Source organism: Bacteroidota bacterium, assembly GCA_038746285.1.
GTDB lineage: Bacteria > Bacteroidota > Rhodothermia > Rhodothermales > JANQRZ01 > JANQRZ01.
The window spans coordinates 24,935-36,311 of record JBCDKT010000039.1; the positions used below are offsets into that span (position 1 = coordinate 24,935).

General features: G+C 69.9%; 9 protein-coding genes and 1 tRNA gene. All 10 read right to left on the minus strand.

Annotation, left to right across the window (positions count from 1 at the left end):
* Nucleotides 1-62: 62 nt before the first annotated feature.
* The 10 genes from hisS to AAGI91_12605 all read right to left on the minus strand — a co-directional run bounded on the left by hisS (nt 63) and on the right by AAGI91_12605 (nt 11,120).
* Nucleotides 63-1,394 (minus strand): histidine--tRNA ligase, encoded by a 1,332-nt coding sequence (gene hisS / locus AAGI91_12560; GenBank protein ID MEM1043447.1) that lies wholly within the window; start codon nt 1,392-1,394, stop codon nt 63-65.
* A 528-nt stretch (nt 1,395-1,922) separates the two neighbouring features.
* On the minus strand, nt 1,923-2,402 hold the full coding sequence (locus AAGI91_12565) for a PTS sugar transporter subunit IIA (protein ID MEM1043448.1): 480 nt from the start codon (nt 2,400-2,402) through the stop codon (nt 1,923-1,925).
* 158 nt (nt 2,403-2,560) lie between these two features.
* A complete protein-coding gene (locus AAGI91_12570; GenBank protein ID MEM1043449.1) occupies nt 2,561-3,625 on the minus strand; it encodes an RluA family pseudouridine synthase in 1,065 nt (354 codons plus the stop codon).
* Between the two features lie 79 nt (nt 3,626-3,704).
* The gene (locus AAGI91_12575) at nt 3,705-4,868 is read right to left on the minus strand and encodes an aminotransferase class V-fold PLP-dependent enzyme (GenBank protein ID MEM1043450.1); all 1,164 of its coding nucleotides are present in this window, start codon (nt 4,866-4,868) and stop codon (nt 3,705-3,707) included.
* Between the two features lie 143 nt (nt 4,869-5,011).
* Nucleotides 5,012-6,463: a sodium:solute symporter gene (locus AAGI91_12580; protein ID MEM1043451.1), complete on the minus strand. Its 1,452-nt coding sequence runs from the start codon at nt 6,461-6,463 to the stop codon at nt 5,012-5,014.
* Nucleotides 6,464-6,641: 178 nt separating this feature from the next.
* The gene (locus tag AAGI91_12585) at nt 6,642-7,175 is read right to left on the minus strand and encodes a hypothetical protein (protein ID MEM1043452.1); all 534 of its coding nucleotides are present in this window, start codon (nt 7,173-7,175) and stop codon (nt 6,642-6,644) included.
* A 166-nt stretch (nt 7,176-7,341) separates the two neighbouring features.
* Complete coding sequence (gene ligA / locus AAGI91_12590) at nt 7,342-9,510, minus strand: NAD-dependent DNA ligase LigA (protein MEM1043453.1); 2,169 nt, start codon at nt 9,508-9,510, stop codon at nt 7,342-7,344.
* On the minus strand, nt 9,507-10,535 hold the full coding sequence (locus AAGI91_12595; GenBank protein ID MEM1043454.1) for a helix-turn-helix transcriptional regulator: 1,029 nt from the start codon (nt 10,533-10,535) through the stop codon (nt 9,507-9,509). Before AAGI91_12595 ends, ligA begins: the two co-directional genes overlap by 4 nt.
* Before the next feature lie 140 nt (nt 10,536-10,675).
* A tRNA-Pro gene (locus AAGI91_12600) sits at nt 10,676-10,752 on the minus strand.
* Nucleotides 10,753-10,796: 44 nt separating this feature from the next.
* Nucleotides 10,797-11,120, minus strand: coding sequence for a MerR family transcriptional regulator (locus tag AAGI91_12605; GenBank protein ID MEM1043455.1), 324 nt, complete (start codon nt 11,118-11,120; stop codon nt 10,797-10,799).
* Nucleotides 11,121-11,377: the final 257 nt, after the last annotated feature.

Here is an 11,377-nt window from a genome sequence, read left to right on the forward strand (position 1 = left end):
TCGGGTGGCGGATGTCGAATGATACGGTTCGCCAGCAGAACGCCGGAGACCGGACGATCATTTCACTCGTCGCTCGTCGCCCGTTGTTCGTCGCTTGCCAGCGCGCTGGCGAGGTCGGCGAACGGGACGCTGCGCTGCTCGCCGGTGTCCATGTCCTTGACCTGCGCGGCCTCGGCCGCGAGTTCGTCCTTGCCAATGATGACGGCCGTGCGGGCGTTCTGGCGGTTGGCCTCTTTCATCTGCGCCTTCAGCGAGCGCCCCCGCACGTCGAGCCCGACCGCAAGGCCCGCCCGCCGCAGCCGGTGCGCCGCGGCGAAGACCCACCGCTCGGCCTCGTCCCCGAGCGCGACGAGGAACGCCGCCGGATCGGGCCGATCAGGAAGAGGGATAGACTGCGCGTCGAGCGCGAGGAACAGCCGCTCGAACCCGGCCGCGAACCCGACTGCCGGCACGGCCTGCTTGCTCCCGACCGCCTCGGCGAGGCCGTCGTAGCGCCCGCCGCCCGCGAGCGCGCTCTGCGCCCCGAGGTCGTCGCTCTCCAGCTCAAACGCCGTCTGCGTGTAGTAGTCCAGCCCGCGCACGAGCCGGGGGTCCTCGGCGAAGTCGATCTCCAGGCTCGTGAGGAGCATCTTGACCGTCTCGTAGTGTCCGCGGCTCGCGTCGTCCACGAAGTCGATCAGGAGGGGCGCGTCCTCCAGCAGGGTCTGCTCGTCGGGGCTCTTGGTGTCGAGGATGCGGAGCGGGTTCGTGTCGAGGCGGCGGCGGCTGGTCTCGGAGAGGGCGTCGGCGTGCGGGGCGAGGTGGGCGCGGAGCGCCTCGCGGTAACGCGGCCGGCTCGCGGCGTCGCCGAGGGTGTTGACGCGGAGCCGCGTCCCGGTGATGCCGAACGCCTCGTAGACGGCGACCATGCAGGCGATCGTCTCGGCGTCGGCGCGGGGGTCGTCGGTGCCGAGCGTCTCGGTGCCGAACTGGTGGAACTGGCGGAAGCGGCCCCGCTGCGGGCGCTCGGCGCGGAAGCACGGGCCGACGTAGTAGAGCTTCTGCGTCCCACCGCGTTGCTGCAGGTGGTGCTGGAGGTACGACCGCATGACCGGTGCCGTGATCTCGGGCCGGAGGACGTAGTCGGTGCTTCCCTTGGTGAAGGCGAACATCTCCTTCTGCACGATGTCCGTCGTCCCCCCGACGCCGCGCGCGACGAGGTCGGTCGGCTCGAAGACCGGCGTGCGGATCTCCTGAAAGCCGAACCGCTGCATCACGCCGCGCACCGTCGCCTCGACGTGCCGCCACGCCGCGCTGCCATAGACCGTCGCCCCGCCCGCGTCGTAGGCATCGGGCAGGATATCGAACGTGCCGGGGATGTTCTGGAAGTTCACTTGTCTTTTGTCAGTTGTCATTGGTCGACCGGCAGAGACGATCGCTTAACTCCTTTAGCGTGTCCGCTCTCGAGGCCACGCGCGTTTCGACCTTCAAGCCTGAGGCAATACACTCGAATGTGGAATCGTGGAACGTGAATACGAAATGCCGAAGCTGTTCGAACCGCTCTGGCCGATGATAAGGGTGTACCGCGTTCATTCGCTCTAGTCGGCGCACCCACGACGAATGCTTTACCTCAAACGCGCTGTAGGGACGTAACCCACGTTCTGCCAGCGGGTGTCCCTCGAATGCTTCGTCATTCGGCGGCCCGAACATCGATGCGTAGCACGAAGAAAACGACACAATCGCCGAAGGCTCAGACGAAGAAGTGAGACTCGCGACACGAACCGTACTTCCGCCCCACCTCTCTGGCCCATTCTGTACATAATAGAGGAGGTGCAACGTGTGCTCATCACTGAGAACAACAGGAAGGGGCGCACCGACCGATGACTGCGGCACTTCACCTAGTTCGACGACTCGATCCTGCTCGTCTATCTGATACATGTAAACTATACTGCCAACTCAGCCTCGGCCTCGCGGAAGAGGTCGAGCACCTCGGACGGCGAGACGGCGGCGAGGAGGGCGTCGCGGAAGGCGGGGCGGTTCATCAGGCGCGAGATGCGGCCGAGCAGCTTGACGTGGTGCCCCCGCTCCCCCTCCGGGCCGACGAGCAGAAACAGCAGCCGCACCGGCTCGCTGTCGTGCGACTCGAACGGGACCGGCCCGGCGGTCGTGGCGAAGGCGGCGACGGTCCTGCGCACGTCCGTCGTCCGGGCGTGCGGCAAGCCGAGCCCGAGGCCGACGCCCGTCGATAGCTTGGCTTCCCTCGCGAACACGTCCTGCCGCACGCGGTCGAGGTCGCCCACCTCGTCGTGCCCGTCGAGGAGGTCGATGAGCGCGCCGAGCACGGTTGGCTTGTCCGCGCCCTCCAGCCCGACACGGACGGTCGTGGGGCTCAGCAGGTCAGCGATGGAGAGGGTGTCAGGCACGGCGTCCGGCATGGCGGGCGAAATATACGCGCCGGGGGTAGGAGCGTTCGCGAAGGGTTGGTTCGGCGTGGAGGGAAGGGAGGGGAAGGAGGGAGAAGCACCGGCGCGGAGTTCGACGGCCTCGGTACCTTTCTTGGCTTTGCTTTAGACGCCCTCCATCACCCTTCCACCGCCCGCAGCCGGTCGAGGACGTACTGCATGTCGGCGGGCAGCGGAGCGGCGAAGTCGAGCGCCTCGCCGGTCGCCGGGTGCGTGAAGCCGAGCGTGGCGGCGTGGAGCGCCTGCCGGGGCATCGTCTCGAACAGGTTGCGGAAGAACTGCCGCCGCTTGCCGGAGTCGAGGCCGCTGCGGATCGCGGTGCCGTCGTAGATCTCGTCGCCGAGGATGGGGTGGCCGAGGTGGCGGGCGTGGACGCGGATCTGGTGGGTCCGCCCGGTCTCCAGCCGGAACCGCGCGAGCGCCGTGTGCCGCAGCGCCTCGACCGTCTCGAAGTGCGTCACGGCGTGTTTGCCCCGCTCCTCCGGCACGACTGCCATCTTGCGCCGGTCGCGCGGGTCACGCCCGAGGTGCGTCTCGACCGTGCCGCTCGGCGGGTCGGGCCGGCCCCAGACGAGGGCGAGGTAGCGGCGGCGGACGGTCCGCTCCATGAACTGCCGGGCGAGGGCCGCGTGCGCCGCGTCGTTCTTCGCCACCACGAGGAGGCCGGAGGTGCCTTTGTCGAGCCGGTGGACGATCCCGGGGCGGACCGCCACGTCGCCCTCGAAGCGGGGCGCGGCCGTGGCGGTCGAGAGGCCGACCTCGTCGTCGTTCTCCTCGTCTTCCTCGAACGACAGCGTGCCGCCGCCGACGTGGTGCAGGAGGGCGTTGACGAGCGTACCCGTCCGGTTCTTGTGCGCCGGGTGGACGACGAGCCCGGCGGGCTTGTTGACGACGAGCAGCACCTCGTCCTCGTACTCGATGTCGAGCGGGATCGGCTCGGGCTGCGCCTCGATGGGCGGCGGGCGGTGGAAGACGACCTCGATCCGGTCGCGGGCGGCGACGGGCGGCGAGACTTTCGTCTGGACCGTCCCGTTGACGGTCACGTCGCCGGCCTTGATGCCGCGCTGCACCTTCGCGCGCGAGGCGTTCGGGAAGTGCTCGGTGAGGTACACGTCGAGCCGCTGCCCGGCGTGGTAGCCCTCCGGCACCTCGACCACGACGACAGTTTGCTGTGTCTCTTCCATGCCCGAAAGTAGGGGCAGACCGGTGCGTCTGCCCGACTGCACCGCCGCGTTGGAAACGGGCGACCACACGGGGTCGCCCCTACGATTGCTGGCCCACCAGCCCTGCGGCAACCGTCGTCTTGCCTGCGTCGGCGACGGCTTCGAGCGCGCGGTCTACCTCGTCGGGTGTGTTGTACCACGTCGGCGCGAGGCGGAGCTTGCGGTCGCGCACAGCGAGGGCGATGCCGCGCTGCTGGGCGAGGTCGAACACCGCCTCGGGGTCGGGGTGCTCGGCGGCGACGATGCCGGAGGCGTGCCAGTCGTCTTCGGAGCCGTAGCGCCGCAGCCCGAGCCGGTCGAGCCCGGCGGCGACCTGGGCGCTCCGCTCCAGGACCTGCGCCTCGCACCAGGCGCGCCCGGCCTCGAGGTGCAGCCCGACGGCCGCGTCGAGCGCGACGATCCCGGCATGGTTGAGCGTCCCGCCTCGGAAGCGCTGGGCGTCGTCGTAAAAATCGGTCGGGTACGAGAGGAAGTCGTTCCAGTCGAGCGGCCCGTTGAGCCAGCCGCGCACGGGGCGAAGCCGGGTTTGGAGCGCCTCGGTGACGTAGAAGAACGCGGTACCCTGCATCCCCATCACCCACTTGTGCCCGCCGCACGCGAGGAAGTCGACGGGCAGGTCCGCCACGTCGATGCGGAGCGCGCCGACGCCCTGGATCCCGTCGACGCAGAAGAGGATGCCCCGGTCGCGGCAGAGCGACCCGATGGCCGCGAGATCGGCGCGGAAACCGGAGAGGAACTGCACCCAGCTGACCGAGACGAGCCGCGTCTCCGGCCTAAGCGTCTGCTCGACGGCGTCGAGGGTGAACGCCCCGCGCTCGTGCGGGACGAAGTCGAGCTCGACGCCGCGCGCGCGCAGGCCGAGCCAGGGGTAGACGTTGGCCGGGAACTCGCAGCCCGGCACCGCGATCCGGTCGCCCGGCTGCCAGTCGAGCCCCTGGGCGAGGACGTTCAGCGCCGCCGACGTGTTGGGCGCAAACTCGACCCGGTCTGCCGGCGCACCGAGGAGGTAACCGAGACGTTCGCGGGCACGCTCGACCGTCGGGGCCACGTCGAAGTAGTTGTTCGGGTTCGTCCGGTGCCGCTGGCCGAGGAACGTCCCGACGGCGTCCATCACGGGCTGGCTGAGCGGCCCGGTCGAGGCGTGGTCGAGGTAGGTCCACTGCTCGGTGTGCGGGAAGTGGCGGCGGAGATCGGCGAGGGGCATGACGGTGGGACGGAGGACGGAGGACGGAGGACGGAGGACGGAGGACGGAGGACGGAGGACGGAGGACGGAAAGGTAGGCGCGGAGCGTGACGGTCTCGGTAGATTTCTCGGTTTTTATTCCACTCCTCCCACTCCTCTCTTGCTCACCGGTGCCGTAGTCCGAGCAGCGTGCCGAGGGCGACGGTCAGTCCGGCACCGGCGGCGGTGTAGAGCGGCCACGCGAGTCCGCCCGTCTGGACGCCGACGCCGAGTGCGACGAGCGTCACGGCGTACGCCACGAGGGCCTCGCGCTGCTGCGCCCGCCGGCTCACCAGGCCGAGCAGAAACGCCCCGAGCAGGCCGCCGTAGGTGAACGAGGCGATCCCGAGCCCGAGCTCGACCACCGGGTCCGTCATCGACTCGAACAGTGCGGCGAAGCCCATCAGCCCGACGCCCCACCCGAGCGTCGCCCACCGGCTGAGGCGGAGGTCGTCCTCCTCCGAGCGCGGTGTGCGCCGTGCGCCACGTAGGTCGAGTACGGTCGAGGAGGCAAGGGCGTTGAGCGAGGACGAGAGCGTGCTCATCGCCGCCGCCACAATCCCGGCCAGGAGCAGCCCAGCGAGGCCCGCCGGCATGGCCTCCACGATGAACTTCGGGAACACCTCGTCGCCCCGGCTGAGGCCGAGGTCCGCGAGGTCGGCCCCGCCGTAGTAGCTCCACAGGAGGAGCCCGACGAGCAGGAAGAGCGCGAACTGCCCGACGACGGCGATCCCGCTCCCGACGAGCGCCCGCTGTCCGTCGCGCAGGCTCCGGCACGCCAGCAGCCGCTGCACGACCAGTTGGTCTGCCCCGTGCGAGGCCGCCGAGAAGAACGCTCCGCCGAGGACGGCCACGACGAGCGTGTAGGGCGTCGCCACCCACTCGTCAAACGGCAGGTCGAAGCCCAGGTCGATGATCTGCGTCTTACCCGCCGCGCGCGCCGTCGCCCACCAGTCGCCCGGCACGTCGCCGAGGAGCAGGCCCACGGCGAGGAGCGCGCCGCCGACGTAGACCCCCATCTGCACCACGTCCATCCACACGACCGCCTTGATCCCGCCGACGAAAGTATAGGCCACGGTGACGAGGCCGATGGCGACGATGATCGCGGCGTAGGAGACCTCCAGCCCGGCCGCGGCAGCGATGACCTTGAGCGGGATCGCCGTAGCGAAGAGGCGGACGCCGTCGGCGAGGAGGCGGGTGCCCATGAACGTGAGCGAGGCCGCGACCTGCATCCGAGGCCCGAAGCGCGCCCCGAGGAACGCATAGGCCGTCACCTGTTCCCCGTCGAAGTAGCGCGGCAGCAGGAGCACTGCCACGGCGATGCGCCCGAGCAGAAATCCGAACGTGAGTTGCAGGAAGAGGAGCGACCCGCCGTAGGCTACGGCCGGCACCCCGATCACGGTCAGCGTGCTCGTCTCCGTCGCGACGATCGAGAAGAGGACGGCCCACCACGGGAGGTCGCGCCCGCCGAGGAAGTAGTCCGTCGTCGTCTGCTGCCGCCCGCCCGCCCACAGCCCGAACCCCAGCACCCCGACGAGGTAGACGACGAGCACCACGTAGTCGAGGCCGGTCAGCATGGTTCGGTGAGACGGAAGACTGTGGGACGGTGGACAGAGGACGGTAGGCGCGGAGCGCGACGGCCTCGGTAATTTGTTCGGTTTTTATTCCACTCCTCCCACTCCTCCCACTCCTCCCACTCCTCCCACTCCTCCCACTCCTCCCACTCCTCCCACTCCTCCCACTCCGGACCCGTCCTCACACCACTGGCGGCTCGATGCGGGCGAGGGTATCATGGAGCGCCCAGAGCGTCGAGGCGAACGAGTCGCCCGGGGCCACCATGAGGTCGAAGAACGGCTCAGCAGCCTCGGCGTAGAGGCCGATGCGGAACGCTGCTGGGGAGGCCCCGGTGAGTGTCGCCGCTGCGAGGTCGAACTCCGGCGTGAGGCAGAACGCGAGGTCCGGCTCCGTCTGCCACAGGGCGCCGGCGAAGGCCGGCTTCGGCAGCCCGAGCATGGTGAGCGCCTTGTCATCCATCCGCTTGACCCGCCCGATGAAGTCGGCCGGCGCGTAGGGCACGAGGCTCGACGGCACGACGGGCACGATCTGCCGAGACGGAATCCCCAGGTCGTTGAGGAAACGCCACGCCTCCTTCGCCTCGATCTCCTCCGCCGGCAGGACGACGAGCGCGCGCCGAGCGGCCGGGTTGGGGTTCCAGGGCCGGACCGTCCGCCGCTCGGTGAGCTTGAGGGCGCTCCGTCGGGCCAGCCGGGTTTTGATCGCGTCGAGCATGTTATCGCTGAAAAGCAGAACGATTTGTCATCCCGGCCCCCGAGCCGGACCGCGCAAGCGGCGGCCCCAGCCCATCCACCGGCTCCGGCACCCCATGGATCCCCGCCTGCGCAGAGAGGACGAGGCTGGGAGGTCTGTGATTCGCATCGTACGCGTCCGCCAAAACCTACGCTCGTTCGGGTTTCTCCTCGCCGAGCATTTCAAGCAACGCCGCTTCGCTGACGACCTCAACATCCAGGCGCTCCGCCTTGTCCAGCTTCGACCCGGCGTTGGACCCGGCGACGAGGTAGTCGGTCTTAGTGCTGACGCTGCTGGTCACCTTGCCGCCCGCGCCGGCGATCTTCTCCTTCGCCTCGGCGCGGCTGAGCGTTGGCAGCGTGCCGGTCAGCACGAACGTCTGCCCGGCCAGTGGCCCCTCGGTCGGCGCTTCGGTGTAGACAGGCTCTTCCGGCAAGCGGTCCGTGTTTACGCCGAGGGTGTTGAGCGCTTCCACGACGGCCTGGTTCGGCGCGTGCCCGAACCACTCGGCCACGCTCCGCGCCGTCTCCGGGCCGATCCCGTGGATGGCTTCGAGGTCCTCCTGCGGAGCTGCAGCCAGGGCACCGAGGTCGGCGTGGTGCTCGGCGAGGAGTTGGGCGACCGTTGCGCCGACGAACCGGATGCCGAGGCCGAAAAGGAGCGAGCGCAAGGGCCGGCCCTTCGAGGTCTCGATCCCGGCAAGCAGATTCTCGATCTTTTTCTCCTTGAACCCGTCGAGCGCAGCCAGCGCCTCGGGCGTGAGACGGTAGAGGTCGTCGAGCCGGCGCACGAGGCCCGCCTCGACGAGTTGGACGGCCACCTTCTCGCCGAGGCCGACGATGTCCATCGCCGCGCGCGAGGCGTAGTGCTCGACGAGCCGGATGGTCTGGGCCGGGCACGCCGCGCTCACGCAGTAGAACTCGGCCTCGCCCTCGATCCGGGCGATGGGTTCGTCGCACGCAGGGCACGTCTCCGGCATCGTCCAGGCCGTCTCCTCCCCTGTCCGCGCCGCCTCCACCGGGCCGACGACCTGCGGGATCACGTCGCCCGCCCGCTTGACGACGACGCGGTCGCCGATGCGGATGTCGCGGCCGGCGATGTAGTCGGCGTTGTGGAGCGTGGCTTTGGAGACCGTCACCCCGCCGATGCCGACCGGGTCGAGGAGCGCCAGCGGCTTGATCGCCCCGGTCCGTCCGACGTTGAGATCGATGCCGGAGAGCCGGGTCGTGGCTTCGCGGGCGGGGAACTTGAAGGCGATCGCCCAGCGCGGCGCGTTCGCCACGGCCCCGAGCGCATCCTGGAAGTCTGCCCGGTCGATCTTGACCACGACGCCGTCGATCTCGTAGTCGAGGTCGTCACGCCGCGCGCGTTGCTCGTCGCAGTGGCGGACCACCGCCTCGATGTCCTCGAACCGCCGCGCGTGCTCGTTGACCGCGAAACCGAGGCCGCGTAGCCAGGCCAGCGTCTCGTGCTGCGTGCCGGGCGCGGCCACGCCCTCGGCCGGCCCGAGGCCGTAGGCGAAGAACCGCAGCCCGCGCGAGGCCGTGACCCGGGGGTTGAGTTGGCGGAGGCTGCCGGCGGCGGCGTTGCGGGGGTTCGCAAACGTCTTGCTCCCCTCCGCGGCCAGCGCGTCGTTGAGCCGCTCGAAGGTGGGCTTCGGCAGGTACGCCTCGCCTCGCACCTCGATGCGCACAGGCTCGGCCGGGGCGGCATCGAACAGCGAGCCCTGGTCCCCCGCCGCCTGCGGTTCGGGCGTCGCCGCGAGGCGAAGCGGGACAGCACGGATCGTGCGGACGTGCTCGGTCACGTCCTCCCCGACCTGCCCGTTGCCGCGCGTCGCACCGAGCGCGAGCTGTCCGTCGGCGTAGGTGAGCGCGAGGGCGAGGCCGTCGATCTTCGGCTCAGCGACGAGGGCAGGCTGCACGTCGCCGAACCGCTCCGCCAGCCCTTTCCGGGCACGCTCGTACCACGCCCGCAGTTCGTCCGCGTCGAACGCGTTGCCGAGCGAGAGCAGCGGCTCGGGATGCTGGACCTTGCCGAAGGCCTCGAGCGGCTCGCCCCCGACCCGCCGCGTCGGGGAGTCTGGGGTGGCGAGGTCGGGGAAGCGCGCTTCGAGGGTCTGGAGCGCGCGGAACAGGCGGTCGTACTCGGCGTCGGCGATGACGGGCGCGTCGAGGACGTAGTAGCGGTGCCCATGCTCCCGGAGCAGCGGCGCCAGCCGTGCGGCCAGGTCTTCGGCTGCCGCCGCGTCTGCCTGCTCTAGGTCGGTCCCGCCGAGGTAGTGCAGGACGGCCTCGGTGTCCGCGACGAGGTTCATCGGGCGGTGCGTGCGAGCGAGTCGAGCACGGCCTGCCCGCCCTCAGCACTGATGCGGACGACCTGGCCGTCGGAGGGCGTCCACTCGAGACCCTGGAGGGCGAGGACGGCCCCGTCGTACTCGCCCCCGCCGGTCGTGCCGGCTTCCGTCTCGCCCCAGACGGCGATCCGCTGCTGCGCCGTGAACGAGGTACTCTGGCCGGGCTCTACCCAGTGCGGGCGGCGGGCATCGTCGTCCACCTGGACGCGGAAGTTCTCGAGCGGCTCGTCGGTGGCGGTGACGGTGAGCTGGATCGGGGTCTGGAACGCCGGCGCATTCGCGGGCGCGGCGGGTTCGGCTACGGCGGCCGTGTCAGCTTCGGCGGGCGCAGCGGCCTGGGCCGTGTCGGCCGGCGCTGGCCGGGCCTCGGCGATCTCCGGCTCCGGGCTGGGGTCGCGCAGCAGGAACCACAGCACGGCCGCGATCACCACCACGGCCGCGACGGTGCTGCCGATGATGACGCCCCACGACTTCTCGATGGGGCTGGCCGTGGAGGCGGCGGCCTTCGCCGTCTGCACCCGGCGCTTCGGCATGTGCTCGGCGGTGCGCTCGGTGACGGGCGGCGCGACTTCCTTTTTCGCTGGGGGCTCGGAGAGGGCCGCGACGGCCGGGGCCGTGTCGGGCGAGGTCGGTGGCGGCGGCGTCTGCGGTAGCGGAGCCTCGCTCTCGCCGTCGACGTACAGCCGGCGCAGGCTGCCGTCGTAGGTCCCGGCCTTCATCGCGTCAAACGCGTCGCTCACCTCCTTCGGCGCGACGCCGAGCGCCTGGGCGTAAGATTTCAGGAGGTTGCGGAGGTAGACTTCGTTGTAGTTCGGGTCCCCGACCAGCTCGCCCGCCTCGAAGCGGCGCAGGATGTCGCTGGGCATCCGGGTCTCTCGCTGGAGCGCGTCCAGCGAGAGGTCGTTCGCCTCGCGGATCGCCTGGAGGTCGTGCTCTATCCTGGGGCCGGACGCGGGGGGAAGAGGGGCGGAGGGGTCGGAAGCCATGGCCGTGCAGAAGGGTCAGGCCGGAAAATACACACCCGAAGACTGTGTAGCGAGGCGGCGGCTGGGTGGCGCGCGGCGCGCGCCGGCAAAAAAAGCCCGGCCTCGCGGAGAAGCCGGGCTCGGGGGAGCGCACGAGGCGCTGGTCGGGAAGACAGGATTTGAACCTGCGACCGCTCGGCCCCCAGCCGAGTGCTCTACCTGGCTGAGCTACTTCCCGATGACGGACCCGGGACGGGTCCGGTGCTCAATATAGCCTGCTGCTCAGAGCGCGTGCAACAGCTTCTCCAGGAATGCACGCAGGTCGCGGAGGGCCTCGCGGTCCGTCGCCACCGGCGGGGCGGCGTCGCGCGCGAGCACCTGCCGGGCCCCTTCGAGCGTGTACTTGTCCTCGCGCAGCAGGTGGCGGATGCGCTGCACGGTCTCGATGTCGCGCTCGGTGTAGACCCGGTTGCCGGCGCGGTTCTTCTTCGGGCGCAGCATGTCGAACTCAGTCTCCCAGTAGCGCAGGACGTGCGCTTCGAGGTCCACGAGCGCGGCGACTTCGCTGATCGAGTGGTAGAGCTTACGGATGCCTTCCTGCTTCATCGGATCGGGTGCGGGTCCGCAGTTAAAGTACGACGTTAAGCGCCTTCGGCGCGGAATGGGAGGAATGGGGAGAACGGGCGGAATGGGAAGAAGGGACGTTGGCGCGGAGCGCGGTGGTCCCGTTAACTTTCTCGGCTTTTCTTTCCACTCTCCCACTCTCCCACTCTCCCACTCTCCCACTCTCCCACTCTCCCACTCTCCCACTCTCCCACTCTCCCACTCTCCCACTCTCCCACTCTCCCACTCCTCCCCCGTGC

Excerpts from the sequence above, each read along its gene's own strand:
- hisS (MEM1043447.1), bottom strand. The coding sequence starts at position 1,394 with ATGACAACTGACAAAAGACAAGTGAACTTCCAGAACATCCCCGGCACG.
- AAGI91_12570 (MEM1043449.1), bottom strand. The coding sequence starts at position 3,625 with ATGGAAGAGACACAGCAAACTGTCGTCGTGGTCGAGGTGCCGGAGGGC.
- AAGI91_12575 (MEM1043450.1), bottom strand. The coding sequence starts at position 4,868 with ATGCCCCTCGCCGATCTCCGCCGCCACTTCCCGCACACCGAGCAGTGG.
- AAGI91_12580 (MEM1043451.1), bottom strand. The coding sequence starts at position 6,463 with ATGCTGACCGGCCTCGACTACGTGGTGCTCGTCGTCTACCTCGTCGGG.
- AAGI91_12585 (MEM1043452.1), bottom strand. The coding sequence starts at position 7,175 with ATGCTCGACGCGATCAAAACCCGGCTGGCCCGACGGAGCGCCCTCAAG.
- ligA (MEM1043453.1), bottom strand. The coding sequence starts at position 9,510 with ATGAACCTCGTCGCGGACACCGAGGCCGTCCTGCACTACCTCGGCGGG.
- AAGI91_12595 (MEM1043454.1), bottom strand. The coding sequence starts at position 10,535 with ATGGCTTCCGACCCCTCCGCCCCTCTTCCCCCCGCGTCCGGCCCCAGG.
- AAGI91_12605 (MEM1043455.1), bottom strand. The coding sequence starts at position 11,120 with ATGAAGCAGGAAGGCATCCGTAAGCTCTACCACTCGATCAGCGAAGTC.